This window comes from Streptomyces sp. NPDC060184 (assembly GCF_042728795.1).
Lineage (GTDB): Bacteria > Actinomycetota > Actinomycetes > Streptomycetales > Streptomycetaceae > Streptomyces.
On record NZ_JBHWYX010000034.1, the window covers coordinates 1 to 16,351 of the forward strand.

Consider the following 16,351-nt stretch of genomic DNA (forward strand, 5'->3'; position numbering starts at 1 on the left):
GGCACGGAGTTCCGGCCACCGGAACTCCGTGCCCGCGCGTGCGTGCCCGTACGGAGAGGAGGACCGTGGACCCATGGGCGATCGGAAAACCCTGGGCCTCCTCCTCGACACGTACGGGCGGACGTACACCGACGAGGCCGGCATCCGCCTGCGGGACACCCCTCAGCCGCTGTACCAGCTCCTGGTCCTGAGCCTGCTGCTCAGCGCGCGCATCCGGGCCTCCGTCGCGGTGGCGGCGGCGAAGGCGCTGTTCGCGGACGGCTTGCGCACCCCCCGCCGGATGGCGGACGCCACCTGGCAGCAACGCGTCGACGCGCTGGGCGAGGGCGGCTACCGGCGGTACGACGAGCGGACCGCGACGCAGCTCGGCGAGGGTGCCCTGCTGCTCCTCGACGGGTACGCCGGTGACCTGCGGCGACTGCGCCGGGAGGCGGACGGCGACACGGAGGCGCTGCGCGCCGGACTGCGGCGCCTGCCCGGGATGGGCCCGGCCGGGGCCGACATCTTCGTACGCGAAGTGCAGGCCGTCTGGCCGGAGACCCGTCCGTACGTCGACGCCAAGGCGTTGCGGGGCGCGGAGCGCCTGGGCCTGCCCGCCTCCGCCGACGCTCTGCTGCGCCTCGCCCGCAGCACCTCACCGGCGGAACTCGCCGCGGCGCTGGTACGCGCGGCACTGGACAAGCACGCCGCCGAGTCGATCGGGCTGTCCGCCGGGGCGTGATCCGGCGCACGGCGCACGGGAATGATCGGTCGTGCTGCTGTGCGCCGTCACGTAATGGGCTGAGTTCGTCTCTGCGAGTTGCCACATCGGGCACCTCCCTTCAGCATGAAGTGACCTGTCTGGAGGTCGTCTCACCCGGCCGCGTACGGCCCCGGGACGAAAGGGCGCCACGTATGGCCGCGTACTTCGAGAACAGCACTGACGACCTGGTTCCGAACGCGCTGGCCGGCTTCGCCCGGGCCCATGCGGATCTCGTCGTCCACGACGTGGAGAACGGCTACCTCGCCGCCCGCCACACCGCACCGTCCCGCCGGGTCGGACTGCTCTCCGGCGGGGGGTCGGGACACGAACCGATGCACGCCGGGTTCGTGGGAGCGGGCATGCTGGACGCCGCCTGCCCGGGGCGGGTGTTCGCGTCGCCCCACAACCGGCAGGTCTACCAGGCCTCGCTGGCGGTCGCCCGCGAGGAGGGCGTCCTGCACATCGTGAAGAACTACACCGGCGACCGGATCAACTTCGGCATCGCCGCGGAGCGCCTCGCCCACAAGGACGTCCCCTGCGCACGCGTCCTCGTCGACGACGACCTCGCGTCCGACTCCGAGGACATCGCCGCCGGACGCCGGGGCACGGGCGGCACGGTCCTGGTGGAGAAGATTCTCGGCGGCGCCGCCGACACGGGCCTCGGCCTGGACGAACTGGCCGCGCTCGGGGCGGCGCTGGCCGGCCGCTGCCGGACGCTGTCCGTCGCGTCCACCGCGCACACCGCGCCCACCACCGGCCGCCCGGCGTTCGAGCTGGCCGCCGGAGAGCTGGAGTACGGCGTCGGCATCCACGGCGAGCGCGCCGACCGCACCAGGAAGGAGGGCCCGGTCTCCGCGCTGGTGACGGAGATGACCGACACCCTGCTGGCCGCGCTCCGCCCGGGCCCGGAGGAACCGGTCGTGGCGCTGGTCAACGGTCTGGGCGCGGTCACTCCACTGGAGTTGTACGGCATCTTCGGCGAGCTGGGCCGGGTGCTGGACGAACGGGGCGTCCGCCTCGCCCGCCACCTCGTCGGCGACTACGTCACGGCCCTGGACATGCGGGGGTTCTCCCTCACTCTGCTGGTGGCCGATACCCGGACGCTGGGCTACTACGACGCACCGGTACGGACCGCGGCCCTGAACTGGTGAGCGGTGACCGGGCTGATCGGTGACCGGCGACCTGCGACCGGGGCGCGTGGAACTGTGAGGAGAACGCCATGGCGACAGCTTTCGACAGCACCTTCACGAGCGGCTGGATGGACCGGTTCGCGGCTTCGGCCCATGCCACCGAGACCGAGCTGACCACACTCGACCAGCAGGTCGGCGACGGCGACTTCGGCGTGAACCTCAGCGCCGGGGTGCGCGCCGCGCAGCGCCTGCGGAGCGAGGGCGGCAAGGCCGAGGAGGGCGATCCCTCGGCTCCCCTGGGGAGCACGGCCAACGCCTTCCTGGACGAGATCGGAGGCACCAGCGGTCCGCTGTTCGGACTGCTGTTCCAGGCGCTCGGCGCGGCCGTCGCGGCGGGGGGCCCCGCCCTCACCACGGCCGGTCTCGCCGCGGGAACGGAGAACGGCCTCGCCGCGATACGCCGGGTGGGTGACGCGAAGCCCGGTGACAAGACGCTGGTGGACGCGCTGACGCCGGCCGCCGAAGCGCTGCGGGCCGCCCCGGAAGGCACCCCGCCGGACCGTGCGCTCGCCCTCGCCGCCGAGGCCGCCTGGCAGGGCGTGCGGGACACGGCCGCGCTCCGGGCGCGGATGGGCCGCGCCAGCTACGTCGGCGAACGCGCGTCCGGCATACCCGATCCGGGAGCCGTGGGCGTCGCCCTGCTCTTCGCCTCGGCGGCCGACACCATACGCTCACTGGGGCCCCACCTGCGCATCACCGGGTGAGGAAGGCCTTGAGGCGTAGGTGCCGCCCCGTTCTGCCGGGGCGGCACCCGCGCGGTGGGCCCGGGGCGGACGGGCCCTCCGCCCGCCCGCTCGGCCCGCTCGTCCGTCCGTCCGTCCGTCCGTCCCGGGAGGGTGTCAGTCCTCCCCGGCGATGCGTGTCTGCGCCCAGGTCACCAGGTCCGGATCGGCGAGGTTGGCGACCCAGGAGTCGGCGTGCTCCGCACCCGGCCCGTCGGGGAACGGTCCGGTGCCGAGGACCCGGAGGCCCGCCTTCCGGGCGGAGACGATGCCGGTGACGGAGTCCTCCACGGCGAGAGCCTCCTGCGGGGGGACCCCGCAGAGTCCGGCGGCGACCGTGTAGACGTCCGGATACGGTTTGGGCCGTACGCCGTCGCCCGCGACGACCACATGGTCGAAGTGGTCGAGCAGGCCGGCCCGGTCGAGGCTCGACTCCACCATGTCCAGGGGGCAGTTGCTCGCCACCGCCAGCGGCAGGTGCCGGGCGGCCAGCCGTACGAGCGCGGTCGCACCCGGCATGGTGACCGGGTCGTCGGCGACCAGTGCCGTGAAGTGTCTGAGCAGGCTGTCCGTCATGTCGTCGACGAAGTCGGGTTTTCCGCACTCCTCGGCCATGAGGGCGCCGCACTCGGTGTAGTGGACGCCCTTGGCTCGTTCGGCGAAACCGGCCGGGGGGCGGAGGCCGAACTCGCTGAAGACCCGCTGACGGGCGTCCTGCCAGTGGCTTTCGGTGTCCATGAGGGTTCCGTCGCAATCGAAGACGATGGCCGACGGGGACCAGGAGAAAATGCGATGAGCTGTCATTTCTCTGCCGTTCTCAAAGAGCGCGCCGACCCCGCCCGCTCGGCGGGCGCAGTGACACAAGGCTGCGGGAAAGGCGCACTCGACTGCTGAGATCGCGATGGCGCAACGATCTCGGTGAACACACGCGGAGGCGAATGAATTCGCCTCCCGGGCGCACCACGGCGGACGGATTTCCGCCCTTCCGAGGTGATCCCAAAAACATCGTAGGGACTACGTTAATTTTCGGGCCGCGCGTCACGCAATCACTACTTCGAGTGTTTGACAGCCGACCAGAGACGGTGCGAGCCCCCGGAAGCACACCGCGCCGAGCCATCCGCGGGGCGGCGATTCGAACGCCAACCGCTCTTTGCAGCAGCCGAGTTGAGCGATCCTGAAGCGCGCGGACGGAGTGGGTCGCGGGACCACGTCCACCGCCCCGGCTGCGAACCGGTTTACGAATTCATCAATGCCGCCCACGCGCAGGCACAGTCGAAGAATAATAAAATCTCCGCGCGTCGAATCCTCCGACACCGGGGCCCGGCGCAGCTCTGCACCGTACATAATCAGACAGACGAACGAGAACGGAACACCCGTGCAAGACCGAGCGCAAGCAACCAGGAAAGTGCTCCTGGAATCCGCAGCACACCTCTTTGTCGAACAGGGATACGCGGGAACCAGCATCAACGAGGTCGGTGACCGTTCCGGCCGGACCAGCGGAGCGATCTACTTCCACTACTCCAGCAAGGAGAAGCTGGCGCTCGCGGTCGTCCGCGCGCAGTTCGCCAGCTGGCCACAGCTGCACGCCCGGTACACCGCTCCGGGCATCCCTCCGCTGGAGAAGCTGGTCGCCCTCAGCTTCGATGTCGCCCACACCCTGCGCGAGGACGTCATAGCCCGCGCCGGCGCCCGCCTGTGGAACGAGCGCCGCAGCATCGACGCGGCCGTGCCCGCACCGTTCGCCGGCTGGACCGCCGCAGTGACGCGGCTGCTCGCCGAGGCGCGGGCGAGAGGCGAACTCGCCGGGGGAATCGACCCGTCGGGCACGGCCACCACCCTCGTGTGCTCCTTCTTCGGGCTCTACACCCTGACGGACGAGGTGGCGGGCGAGCGGGAGCTGGGAGCCCGGCTGAACCAGTGGTGGCTGCTGGTCCTGGGCGCGTTGCAGGCCCGGCCCGATCCGGCCGCCCTGCTCGCCCGGGTGCGCTCGCGCCTCGCCGTGAGCGGCGTCCGGATGCCCGCGAGATCGCGCCGACGGGAACCCTCGGAGACCGCCCCGTGACCCGGTCACCCGAACGGCGGCCTCACACGGCGGGGAGGGAGTGCACGCTGACGGCGTATCCGCAGCCCGGGACATAGGCGTCGCCGCTCCACGTGGCAGAACGCCGCCGCAGGACCAGGCCGGCCTCGGCACACCAGTGGTCGAACTCCTCCAGGGTCACCGGCGGTTCCGGCAGTGGCAGGTGCGCCGCGTCCAGCCCCATCCCCGTCACCAGCAGGCCGCCGGGGCGCAGCGCGGCGGCCAACTGCCGGACGACGGCCTGTTCGGTTCCCGGGGCCAGCAGGGGGATGACGTTTCCGGCGGCGAGCACCAGGTCGAAGCCAGGAGTCAGCCCGAGGGTGTCCAGACGGGCCAGGTCGCCGAGGAGCCACTCCTGCGCAGGGGCGTCGCGGCGGGCGACGGCGAGCATCGAGGGATCGACATCCACACCGGTGCAGTGATGGCCCAGCTCGGCGAGCCGGACCGCGATCCGGCCGGTGCCGCAGCCCGCGTCGAGCACGCGGGCCGCGGGCTTCAGCAGCGCGTCACAGAAGGCGGCCTCGCCGTGGACGTCGTGGCCCGATGCGGCGAGTCGTGCGAACCGCCGGGCGTACTCCTCCCCGGCCTGTCCGCCGGTCAGTTCCGCCCAGCGGTCTTGTTGCCCAGTCATGTCCGGGTGTGCCTTCCGGTCAGCCCGTCCAGCGGATCGCGGACGGCGTCATCGTGCATTCTCTCAAGTCCCCGACGAGCGCCGCGGACGTCCGACGCCCGACGAGGGGACGCGTCCCGGATCCGGCCGACCTGACGCCCGGCGCGAACGGGCCCCTCGCGGCGACCGGCGGGGAAACGGTCCCCTCCCTATCGCGTCTGCCGCACACCGACGACGATCAGCTCTACCGCACACAGTCGTGCGCGGCTGACGCTTTCCGGAACTCATGTCCATTATCCGGAACTCCCACAGAAAGGAGGCATCGTGCGTACCTTGACGTTTCTGACCGTCGGTCAGGCGCCTCGCCCGGACCTGTCCGGCGCCGTCGAGGAGCATCTGCCGCCGGCGACGCGCCGTCACCACCGGGCGCTCCGCGGGGCCGGAGTCACCGTGCCGGTCCGCACACCGGGTGCGGTGGCGGGCAAGGCCCCCGGACCGCTGCCGAGCCGAACGGCGCGCCCGCCTCAGCGGGCGGCACCGCTCTCCGCGTAGCGCAGCCAGTACGGGTCGCCGATGCGCTTGCCGACCCGCAGGGCGGCGTCCCGTACGGCCCGGCCGAAGCGCGCCTCGTTCTCGTCGCGCAGTTCGGGGGCGGGCAGCGCGATCCCTATGCCGAAGACCTGGCCCGTGTCGCCGTCGAGGACGGCGGCAGAGATCCCGGCGACGTTGGGCACGTACTCGCCGCGTGAGGACTCCCAGCCGTCGGCGCGCACCCGGGCCAGGCAGGAGACCAGCTCACCCGGGGTGCGGGGGGCCGTGCCCGTGCTCTGTTCGAGACGGGGGTCCACGAGCCGCAGCACCTGCGCGTCGTCGAGGCGCGAGAGCAGAGCGCGCCCCATGGAGCTGGCGTAGGCGGGTGCCCTGGTACCCGCAGGCGTGTACGCCTGGAGGGCGCCGACCGTTCCGATCCGCATGTGGAGTACGAGCGACTCGGCGCCGTCGAGGACGTCGACGTATCCGGTGTATCCGATGTCGGTGACCAGCCTGGCCAGCTCCTCCTCCAGGAGGGAGGCCGTGCTGCGTGAGACACGGAAGTGGTACGAGGCCTCCATGACGAGTTCACCGGGGCGGTAGGCGCGGCTCATCGGATCACGGTCGAGGAAGCCGTACTCGGCCATCATGCTCAGCGTCCGCGACACCGAGCTCTTGGGCAGGTCCAGCGCCCCTGCGACATCCGTCACGGTCAGGTCGCGCTGCAGGCGCGCCATCAGGCGCAGGACGTCGCGCGCGTTGGCGAGTGTGCTCACCGGTTTTTCCCCTCCCCCGAGCTCACCCCGAGTCGTGTCGTCCGATCGTAAGGGGCGCCGGACCTCATGCGTGACCGCCCCTCGTCCACGGCATGAGGACTGCCCGCATGCCGAGACATCCGGCCGCTCCCTTGACGGCCGGGTGCGCCGTATGGATGATCCAGATATCTATATATTAAGACCTGGTTCTAGATTATGGAACCTTTCGGTGGTCGAAACAGTCCGCCGCCCGATCAGGAGCACGGGAGAACCATGAGTACCGACGCCGCTCCCCAGGCCGTCACGGACACCTCGCACACCCCGGGTGATGCGCACAGCGCCGGCGAGGGACGACGCCACCCCCGCGCCCTGGCGCCCGGCAATCTGATCCTCACCGTGGTGCTCAGCGTGTTCGGCGCCGTCGTGGGCGTGCAGCTGCTCGCCACGCTCGGCGTCACCCCCAGCACCTCGCTGATCGGGGCACTGGCCGCGATGACGCTCGCCCGGGTGCCACTCGTGTGGTTCCGGGGTTTCCGCTCGGTGCACGCCCAGAACCTGGCACAGACCAGCATTTCCTCGGCCACCTTCGGCGCCGCGAACAGCCTCTTCCTGCCGATCGGGATCCCGTTCCTCTTCGGGATGGACGACATGATCGTCCCGATGCTGATCGGGGTCTCCGCCGCGATGCTGGTCGACGCCTGGCTGCTCTACCGCATGTACGACACCCCCGCCTTCCCCGCCAAGAACCCCTGGCCGCCCGGGCTCGCTGCCGCCGAGGCCATCAAGGCGGGTGACGAGGGCGGCCGTCGCGCCAAGGTGCTCGGCCTCGGGCTGCTCACCGGCATGGCCGGTGCCGCGTTCGCGCTGCCGATGTCGGCCTTCGGCGTGGCGCTCATCGGCGGGTTCGGCGCCATGGCCGCCTTCGGTGTCGGACTGCTGTTCACCCAGTACGCCGACCCGCTGTTCGGCCTCGACCTCAACGCGATGTACCTGCCGCACGGGATGATGATCGGCGCCGGTCTGGTCGCCCTGGTCCAGGTCTGCCGCACCATCGTCAAGACCCGGCAAAGCGCGGCGGGCGAGTCCCGGACCGCCCGCGCGGCCGACGCTCCGCAGGACACCGCGGACGGCGCGAAGCGTCTGGGCCGCTCGATGCGCCTGGGCTTCGGCGCCTACCTGGTGATCTCCGTCCTGCTGGCGTTCGGCACCGGTGCCGCCACGCACATGAGCCCGGGCATGCTGATCGGCTTCCTCTTCTACGCCACGGTCGCGGCGTTCCTGCACGAACTGCTCGTCGGAATCGCCTCCATGCACTCCGGCTGGTTCCCCGCCTTCGCGATCGCCCTGATCACGCTGCTGCTGGGCATCCTCATCGGCTTCCCGCCCGAGGCGCTCGTCGTTCTGTCCGGCTTCACCGCCGCGACCGGTCCGGCCTTCGCCGACATGGGGTACGACCTCAAGGCGGGCCACCTGCTGCGCGGGGAGAACGCCGACCCGGCCTTCGAGCTGGAGGGCCGCCGCCAGCAGCTGATCGCCGCGATGATCGGCTTCGGCGTCGCCATCGTGGTCGTCGTCGTCTCCTACCGGATGTTCTTCGACAACGGACAGACCGCCCCGATCGACGCCGCGTACGTCGCGGCGATCAAGGCGGGCCCGTCGGTGGAGACCGCCCGGCACCTCGCCCTGTGGGCGATCCCCGGCGCGCTCGTACAGCTCGTCGGCGGTTCCAAGCGCCAGCTCGGCATTCTGCTCGCGACGGGCCTTTTGATCACCACGCCGATGGCCGGCTGGATGGTCGCCGCGGGCATCGCGGTCCGGATCCTCGCCCCGCGCGTACTCGGTCCGAAGGCCAAGGAGGACCTCGACGTCTTCGCCGGCGGAGCCATCGCCGGTGACGCCCTCTACTCGTTCGGCAACGGCCTGTTCAAGGCCACCACGTAACCGGACACCCGCTCGTCCTTTCCTGCGTACCGCACAGAACCACCCTGGGAGACCCCGTGAAGCGACAGCTGACCCACGACGACATCCGCGCGGCGGTGTACGGCGGTGCCGTACTGGGCGGAGGCGGCGGCGGGTTCGTCGAGCGGGGCCTGCGCACCGCCGAACTGGCCCTCCAGGTGGGCACGCCCGAGCTGTGGTCCGCCGACGAGTTCCAGCCCGAGGACCTGACCGCGACCGTCGCCCTCGTCGGCGCCCCCGCCGCCCCCGACCCGCAGGTGCTGCCGACCCACCTGCTGCGCGCGCTGGAGCTTCTCCGCCGCGACCTGCCGGGCGAGCTCGTCGCGATCCACACCAACGAGAACGGCGCCGAAACCACGATCAACGGCTGGTTCCACTCGGCGATGACCGGCCTGCCCGTCATCGACCTGGCCTGCAACGGCCGTGCCCACCCGTCGAGCGTGATGGGCGCGATGGGCATGCACCTGCTGGACGACTACCGCTCCAGCCAGGGCTACGCGGGCGGAAGGCCGTACGCCTATGTCGAGGGCGCGGTCTCCGGACATCTGGAGGCCACCTCGAACGTGGTCCGGCGGGCCTCCGTCGAGGCCGGCGGCTGGGTGGGCGTCGCGCGCAACCCGGTCGCCATCGGCTACGCGGTGAAGAACGGCGCCCCCGGCGCCATCGGCTTCGCCATCGAGCTCGGGCACCGGTTCCTGGCGGACGGCCCGGTCGGCGCCGCACAGCACCTCGGCGGCGAGATCGTCGCGACGGGCCGTGTGCGCGAGTACCGCTGCGAGCAGCGGGAGGGCCTGGACGTCGGGGTCGCCGTCCTCGACGACGCCGACGGCACCACGCTGCACTTCGTCAACGAGTACATGGCGCTCGACCTGGCCGGAGGCCGCCGGGCCTCCTTCCCCGACCTGATCACGACGTTCGACGAGGCGGGGCAGCCGCTCGCCTCCGCCGACGTCGCGGTCGGCGAGCAGGTCAGCGTTCTGGTGGCTCCTGCCGCGAACCTGCTCCTCTCCACGACGATGTACATGCCCGACGTGTACGCACCGGTGGAGTCCTTGCTCGGCGTCGCGTTCGCGCCGAAGGCGCGGGTCCTCGCCGACGCCTGAGCCGAGCAGCCGCACAGGATCTCTCCTGCGCGGCTCCCCCGGCAGGTACACGACGGCCGGCCCCCTCGGGTCCGGCCGTCGTGCGGTCTCAGGTGGTGCGGATCAGCAGGATCCCGCCGGACGGTCCCGCTTCACGAGGTTCGTGTAGCCGGTGGTGCCGTCCAGCCACAGGACCCGCTGCCCCTCGTCGGCGGTCGCGTAGACCTGGTCGCCGCGGTTGCAGGAGACGCGCTGCACGCCGCCCTTGCCGTCGGGTGCCGTCTGGTAGAGCTTCGGCAGCGTGTCGTTCGCCCACGACTTGGCCGGCGGCAGCGAGGTGACGGTGACCGCGTCGTCCGAGGCGGTCAGCGTGTACGCGTACAGGGAATCGTCGCCGTCCTCAGGGGTGACGGTGACGGGGTCGGAGCCGTTGAGGTCCGCGCGGCGGACGGCTGCCCGGCCGGTGTCCGTGGCGTCGTCGTCCTCGATCCAGTAGACGCCGTCGTCGGTGATCGCCGTCTGGCCGATGCTCACCGTGTTGGCGCTGTCGACGACGGGCATCTCCGTCTTGGCACCGGTCGCCGTGTCGAGGACCTCGACGCCGAGCGTGTAGTCGCCGTTCGCACCCGGGGCCAGCCTGGCGTAGGCGATCTTGCCGTTCTTGACGGAGGGCAGACCCGAGACGTTGTAGGGACGGCCGCCGTCGACCAGGGCGGTCGCACCGGTCCTCATGTCGACGTACCGGACGTTGGTGACGCCGTACTGCGGGTTGAACGCGGTGTAGGCGACGTGGTCGCCGTCCACCACGAGCCCGGAGACGTCACTGCCGATGGCGTCGACCACCTTCGCGACGCCGCCCTTGACCGGCCGCGCCATGATCTTGATGCCCGTGCTGCTGTAGTCGGCCCAGACCACCGTCTTGCCGTCGGTGTCCGCGTAGACGTTGTAGTCCCCGTTGTTGGCGCTCATCAGCTGCGGCGCGCCCTGGCCGGAGGTGTTGCCCAGCCACACCGAGTACGGCTCACTGCCGTCCTCGTCGGAGCGGGAGACGACGTACTTGCCGCCGCCCGCGCCGACTCCGGTGTTGTAGACGTTGACCTTGGACAGGATCGTGTCGGTGTCGACGCCGAGCGCCTTCTCCCAGCCCGGCACGATGCCGTGCGCGTCGAAGGACCGCTTGACGATCTTCAGCTGGGCCTTGGTGGCACCCAGTTCCTGTGCGGCGGCGACCACCGCGGCGCGGCCCTCGGTGAAGCCGTCGAGCGGCGTCATGTACGCGGACAGGGCACGGTAGACGATCTTGTCGGCGAGGTCGCCGCCGAGGTCCTGGCGCATGTCCCACAGGGCGCCGGAGAAGATCGTGGAGTTGAGGTGCACGCCGCCGTTGTCACCGCGGTAGGTGACGCCGACGAAGTCCTTCGACGTGGTGGCGCCGTCGTCGAGGTCGCGCAGGGCGCACTCGCGGGGGCCGAGCGTGGTGCAGAGGTTCTCGCCGAGCAGCCCCGCGTCCGGGTCGTCCATGGAGATGTCGTTCGCCTCCAGGTCGATGGCGTTGCCGAAGTAGTCGGCGAGGGCCTCGTTCATGGCGCCGGACTGGCCCGCGTAGACGAGGTTCGCGGTGTTCTCGACGACGCCGTGGGTCATCTCGTGGCCGACGACATCGGTGTCCGCGGAGAAGGTGCGGTAGTCGCCGCCGCCCTGGCCGTACACCATCTTGGTGCCGTCCCAGAAGGCGTTGTTGTACGGCTGGCCGTTCGCCACGACGCCGACCAGGGAGTAGATGTAGCCGTCCTTGCCGTCGAGGCTGTCCCGGCCGAAGTGGTTCTTGTAGTAGTCGTAGACCTTGCCTGCCGCCCAGTGGGCGTCCACCGCACCGGCGTCGGTGAAGTCCTCGCCGAGCTCCGGGGTCGTCGACCGGAACGTCTTGATGCCCGTGGGCCACGTGCCGGAGGCGGAGGCGACCTCACGGCCGCGGGCGTCGTAGGTCGCCAGCATGGGGCCCACGTACGGGGAGTCGGCGGCCCGCTTGCTGTAGTCGATCATCTGGTAGGTACCCGTGATGTCCTTGTACAGGTTCACCTCGGTCTTCTCGCCGTCGTAACGGACGGCGGAGCCCTTGACGACGAGCTCGTCGGCCGCGGCCGTGGACGTCTCGGGTGCCTCGCCGGTCGCCCCCGTGGCGGCGGTGCCGGTACCCGTGGCGTCGAACGTCTTGATGCCGCTGTACTGCAGCAGCGGGAAGCCGGAGCGCGCGTCGACGTACACCTCCTGCTTGACGGGCTGCCCGTCGACCGGGCCGGCGCCGGTGACGGTGACGTGCCGGGTCAGCACGCCGGTGCCCTGCGGGAGGATCGTCAGGCCGTCGGTGGTGCCGCTCAGTTCTGCCTTGACGGACGCCTCCCCCGCCGCGGGGCGCTTCAGCGGCGCCTGGCCCAGCTGCGAGACGACGGCGCCGACGGCACGGTCGATCGCGGTCTGCTCCGAGACCTCGGGGGCGACGGTGCCGAGCTTCAGACCGGTGAAGTACTTGCCGGAGGTGCCGGTGACGGCGCGCTTGCCGCCCTTCTTCTCCATGCGGACGACGTACTCACCGCCCAGGACCGGGACGCCCTGGTACTTCTGCTGGAGACGTACGGTCTCCCGGCCGCCCTCGCTCTGGGTGCTGACGGTCGACAGGTCCTTCGGGGAGGTGTCCGCGATGTGGTAGCGGCTCCGCTTCCCCTTGAGGTGGGTGCGCGCGGCGTCGGCGGCGGTGCCGGTGGCCGGGACCTCCTCGTGCAGGCCGGCGACCAGGGCGGGGGTGTCGGTGTCGGAGCCCGAGCTCACCACGCTCGCTGCGGCCGGGACGTCGGCGGTGGCGGCGGCTGCGGCCGGTATGCCGGTCGCCAGCAGCCCGGCAGCGGCGAGAAGCACCGCCGTGCCCCGGCCGACCCCTGTGCCGCCGGGCGTTCTCGTCGGCTTGACCGCTCTCCTGTGTACTGAGCTCCGCACGGTGTTTCCCTCCAGTGGCACGAGTGTGTGAACCGCTTTCCGGTGCGGCCATGGAAGTACCGGCACGGAGGATGAACAATGCGTTCCCTGTACACACTTGTGTGCGTGCCCACATGTGTGGCCGGAGCTGCCCGACGAACTGACGCACACCCAACCGGCTTTCCGTGAAGCCACGTTGGCGTGTAATGCCCGAGTAACGGCAACGCTCTAGCGTCCGGAGTCCGTCGCCCTTCCCGGGGAGCGACCAGGACGTGTGTCGGCCCGGATCGTCGTGCCGGGCTCTCCTGGCGGGCCGGCCCTACGGTGCCGGTCCACGCGGCGGAGCCGTCGGCCCACGCCCGACGGCACGAGCGGTACGCGGCCCGATCGTACGCGGCCGGACAAGTCAGGAGTTGTCGAGGCATGGAGAAGACACGTGACCTGTGGCGGTCCCTCGGCCTGGGAGACGATGAACTCGCCGTCTACGAGGCGCTGCTGGGAAGCACGCAGCCCGAGGGCCGGGTGGAGCTCGCTCGGACCCTCGACCTGACGTTGCGTCGACTCGACATGTCTCTGGCCCAGTTGAAGCTCCACGGTTTCCTCCGCTCCAGTCCTGCCGGCGGCTCGCTGCCCACAGCGGTCAACCCCGCCACCGCCATCCGCAACCAGATTCATCTGCGCCGTGCACAACTCCTCGACGCCTCCTCGGAACTGGAGGTGCTCACCGCTTCGGTCGACCGCCTGGCCGCCGAGGTGCTGGGCCGGGCGGCGCCGTCCCGGGGACCGGGCATCGAGACGGTGCGCGGTCAAGCGGCCATATCCGAAAGGGTGACCGCCCTTCTCGCGTCCGCACGGGCCGAGGTCAGCCTGCTCGACCGGCCGCCCTACGCCACGAGCGCACCGGACGGCGTGCCGGCCCCGCTGGCGGTCGCCGATCTCGTCCGACGAGGCGTACGGGTGCGTGCGGTGGTGGACCGCGGGGGCCTGGAATTTCCCGGACGCGCTCGCGGGCTGGGCCAACTGGCGGAGCAGGGGGTGGAGATACGTGTGGCGACGGATCTGCCGACGAAGCTCATCACCGTGGACCGCCAGGTCACCCTGCTCCCCCCGAACGACGTCGCCGACCCCGCCCAGGCGGCCGTGGTGGCCAGTGACTCGCTGCTGAGCAATGCTCTGGTGCCGCTGTTCGAGGAGATCTGGGAGCGCGCGCTGCCGATCGGTGTCGGCAAAACGGACGTGGTCACCGACGAGGACGCGGAGCTGCTGACCATGCTGGCCGCCGGGCTGAAGGACGAGGCCATCGCCAGACGCCTGGACCTGCATGTGCACACGATCCGTCGCAGGATCAGCCGGCTGATGGCGGGTCTGAGCGCGGAGACCCGTTTCCAGGCGGGCATCCAAGCGGCGCGCAGGGGCCGTCTGAGCTCGTGATCCGCGCAGGGGCCGCGGTGGCCCCCGTGAAGACCTCCGCAGCAGGCCCCCGGCGAGCGGAAGGGAGCGTCCGCTCGCCGGGGGCCGCGGCGCGCCGGGGCTACTTCCCGGCCCGGGTGGCGTCCGTGACTGCCGCCGCGGCACGTCCGAGGGTGCGGTCGAAGACGGTCAGCAGGAGATAGAGGACTCCGGCGGCGAGCATCACCCAGGCGAGCTGGTGCATGCCGCCGGTGTCGGCGTGGTCACCGAAGGACGCGGCGGTCGCGGAGGAGGCGACCATCGAGCCGATGTAGGCGAAGGTGCGCAGCAGGCCGGCCGAGGAGGCGGTGCGCTCGGGATCGGCCTGGAAGTAGACGGAGTTCTGCAGGGCCAGGTTGTTCAGCCCCTGCGGGACGCCGAAGATCAGGGCGACCAGGAGCAGCAGCCACAACGGGCTGGTTCCGGAGAGGGTGAGGATCACCAGGCAGGCGACGATCTGCCCGGCCGCGCCGACGAGCAGTTTGCCGCGCACGCTCTTGCGTCGCCCGGTGACCACGGAGACGCCGATCGCCATCAGGAACATGGGGATCTGCACCAGCCCGGCGTGGAAGGGCGACAGCCCGTAGCCCTCCTCGGTCCACTGGCTGAAGCCGTAGAGGAAGGCGTACGCGACGACGTACGCGACGAGCGCGCGCCCGTAGGTGGTCAGCAGCGGCGTGTTGCCGCCGAGGACCCGCAGGTCGATGAAGGGGGTGGCGGTACGCAGCTCGCGCACGGCGAAGGCGGCTCCGGCGGCGGCGACGATCAGCAGCAGGTACCAGTTGCGCAGGTGCAGGTTCATCAGGAAGAGCAGCAGCGAGGTGAGCGTCGCGGCGAACAGTCCCATGCCGGGCAGGTCGATCCGGGCGGCGATGCTCCCCCGCTGCGGGGGCTCGCCGGTGGCGGCCGGATCGTCCGGGGAGGCGGCCGTCCTGTCCGTGACGGTCGCCCTGTCCGTGACGGCCGCCTTGGGCAGGCGCCAGAGCCCCAGGAGTACGGCGGCGACGGCCAGCGGGATGTTCAGCGCGAAGGTCGCGCGCCAGCCGCCCACACCGATGAGCAGTCCGCCGAGCAGCGGTCCGACGACCGCGACGGTCTGGTTGGCGACGGCGAGGGCGGTCAGTACCCCGCCGGGGTTGTCCTGCCCGGTGCGCTTGCCCTCGCTGCGCAGCAGCGCCATGGCGGCGGGGTATCCGGCGCAGGTGCCGAACCCGAGCAGGACCCGGGAGGCGATCAGTACCCCGAGGTTAGGCGCCAGGGTGCCGACGACGCCGGCGACGCCGACGAGGCTCGTGCTGACGAGGAAGAGCCTGCGCGGCCCGAAGATGTCGATGAGCCGGCCCACGACGGGCTGCCCGAGTGCGGTGGCCAGGTAGAGGGCGGAAACGAGCCACGCCGTCTGCGAGGCCGGGGCGCCCAGGGCCTTGGCGATGGGAACGAGCGCGACGGAGATGATCGTCGAGTTGATCGGGTTCAGGACGGAGCCGAGCATCATCGGCGGCAGCAGCCGCCGGTCGAACACCGGCTTGTCCGTCCCGGCTATGGATTCCGTCTTCGCGTCAGTCATGGGTCAACCGCTCCAGTACGGCCAGGGCGGCGATCACGGCCTGCCGTTCCTCTTCCGTGCACCTGTCCTGCAACCGTTCGGCCAGCCACTCCGTACGGACCTGCCGGCCTTCCTCGACCCGGCGCCTGCCCTCGGGGGTCAGCGCGATCAGCAGGCGCCGGCCGTCCGCCGGATCGGGGCGCCGCACCACGAGTCCGCGTGCGGCGAGCGCCGCGACCATGGCCGTCATCGACTGGTGGCGCACCCCTTCCGCGGCGGCGAGCCAGGTCGCGGTGACGCCTTCCTCCCCGGCCAGCCGGGCCAGGACCGACGACTGTCCGAGGGTGAGGTCCTCGACGGCGGAGGCGTTCAGGATGCGACGCCGCAGCCGGCTGATGACCGCGCGGATCTCGTGCGAAGCCTGGAGCGCCGACGATGACGGGTACGGGTTCTCGCTCATGTTTCCACGGTAGCTTCTACAGTTTGGACTGTACAGTTTTGCCTGTACGATCCGCCACGGCATCACCCACCGCTACCGCTGGGACACGGCGAGGCGCACACCGACGGCGCGTCCCACCGACGCGGACGGCACTTTGTCGACACACCCCGGCCACCCGCCCGCCGGCCCACCGGCCCCCGCGAACGCTGGCGATTTCACCGATGGCGGTCGGCTCCCGCTCCGAGACTCTGGTCGGGCCAGACACCGAGCCACCCG

Annotated in this window: 13 protein-coding genes; 7 read left to right on the forward strand and 6 right to left on the reverse strand. The window is 71.2% G+C overall.

All coding sequences use genetic code 11. From position 1 onward, the window contains the following. The first annotated feature begins 73 nt into the window (after window positions 1-73). The 3 genes from ACFWEE_RS22145 (at window position 74) to dhaL (ending at window position 2,636) form a co-directional block, all read left to right on the forward strand. Entirely contained in the window at window positions 74-721 is a 648-nt protein-coding gene (locus ACFWEE_RS22145) for an endonuclease (RefSeq protein ID WP_386891429.1), read from the forward strand. Between the two features lie 173 nt (window positions 722-894). After that, on the forward strand, window positions 895-1,893 hold the full coding sequence (locus ACFWEE_RS22150) for a dihydroxyacetone kinase subunit DhaK (RefSeq protein WP_386891430.1): 999 nt from the start codon (window positions 895-897) through the stop codon (window positions 1,891-1,893). Between the two features lie 68 nt (window positions 1,894-1,961). After that, window positions 1,962-2,636 (forward strand): dihydroxyacetone kinase subunit DhaL, encoded by a 675-nt coding sequence (dhaL, locus tag ACFWEE_RS22155; RefSeq protein WP_386891432.1) that lies wholly within the window; start codon window positions 1,962-1,964, stop codon window positions 2,634-2,636. Window positions 2,637-2,771: 135 nt separating this feature from the next. Here the strand turns inward: dhaL and ACFWEE_RS22160 are convergent, their stop codons facing one another. Continuing rightward, a complete protein-coding gene (locus ACFWEE_RS22160; RefSeq protein ID WP_386891433.1) occupies window positions 2,772-3,458 on the reverse strand; it encodes an HAD family hydrolase in 687 nt (228 codons plus the stop codon). A gap of 571 nt (window positions 3,459-4,029) precedes the next feature. Here ACFWEE_RS22160 and ACFWEE_RS22165 point away from each other — a divergent pair. Next, window positions 4,030-4,716 carry a ScbR family autoregulator-binding transcription factor gene (locus ACFWEE_RS22165; RefSeq protein WP_386891435.1) on the forward strand — a complete coding sequence of 229 codons (687 nt, stop codon included), beginning with the start codon at window positions 4,030-4,032 and terminating at the stop codon, window positions 4,714-4,716. 22 nt (window positions 4,717-4,738) lie between these two features. On the opposite strand, the gene ACFWEE_RS22170 is transcribed toward ACFWEE_RS22165, so the two are convergent. Together ACFWEE_RS22170 and ACFWEE_RS22175 are read right to left on the reverse strand one after the other, a co-directional pair. Then, complete coding sequence (locus tag ACFWEE_RS22170) at window positions 4,739-5,365, reverse strand: class I SAM-dependent methyltransferase (RefSeq protein ID WP_386891437.1); 627 nt, start codon at window positions 5,363-5,365, stop codon at window positions 4,739-4,741. Window positions 5,366-5,868: 503 nt separating this feature from the next. After that, window positions 5,869-6,651 carry an IclR family transcriptional regulator gene (locus tag ACFWEE_RS22175; protein WP_386891439.1) on the reverse strand — a complete coding sequence of 261 codons (783 nt, stop codon included), beginning with the start codon at window positions 6,649-6,651 and terminating at the stop codon, window positions 5,869-5,871. Window positions 6,652-6,903: 252 nt separating this feature from the next. On the opposite strand from ACFWEE_RS22175, the gene ACFWEE_RS22180 reads away from it, so the two are divergent. Beyond that, complete coding sequence (locus ACFWEE_RS22180; protein WP_386891441.1) at window positions 6,904-8,571, forward strand: OPT/YSL family transporter; 1,668 nt, start codon at window positions 6,904-6,906, stop codon at window positions 8,569-8,571. 56 nt (window positions 8,572-8,627) lie between these two features. After that, a complete protein-coding gene (locus ACFWEE_RS22185) occupies window positions 8,628-9,692 on the forward strand; it encodes a DUF917 family protein (RefSeq protein ID WP_386891442.1) in 1,065 nt (354 codons plus the stop codon). Between the two features lie 102 nt (window positions 9,693-9,794). On the opposite strand, the gene ACFWEE_RS22190 is transcribed toward ACFWEE_RS22185, so the two are convergent. Next, window positions 9,795-12,584 carry a M4 family metallopeptidase gene (locus tag ACFWEE_RS22190; RefSeq protein ID WP_386891443.1) on the reverse strand — a complete coding sequence of 930 codons (2,790 nt, stop codon included), beginning with the start codon at window positions 12,582-12,584 and terminating at the stop codon, window positions 9,795-9,797. Between the two features lie 480 nt (window positions 12,585-13,064). Between ACFWEE_RS22190 and ACFWEE_RS22195 the strand changes: the two genes are divergently transcribed. Next, window positions 13,065-14,072: a LuxR family transcriptional regulator gene (locus ACFWEE_RS22195; RefSeq protein WP_386891445.1), complete on the forward strand. Its 1,008-nt coding sequence runs from the start codon at window positions 13,065-13,067 to the stop codon at window positions 14,070-14,072. Window positions 14,073-14,172: 100 nt separating this feature from the next. Here ACFWEE_RS22195 and ACFWEE_RS22200 read toward each other — a convergent pair whose 3' ends face one another. Together ACFWEE_RS22200 and ACFWEE_RS22205 are read right to left on the reverse strand one after the other, a co-directional pair. Continuing rightward, window positions 14,173-15,657, reverse strand: a complete 1,485-nt coding sequence (locus tag ACFWEE_RS22200) for an MFS transporter (protein ID WP_386891447.1) — start codon at window positions 15,655-15,657, stop codon at window positions 14,173-14,175. Continuing rightward, a complete protein-coding gene (locus ACFWEE_RS22205) occupies window positions 15,650-16,096 on the reverse strand; it encodes a MarR family winged helix-turn-helix transcriptional regulator (RefSeq protein ID WP_386891448.1) in 447 nt (148 codons plus the stop codon). The genes ACFWEE_RS22200 and ACFWEE_RS22205 overlap by 8 nt, the downstream gene beginning before the upstream one ends. Window positions 16,097-16,351: the final 255 nt, after the last annotated feature.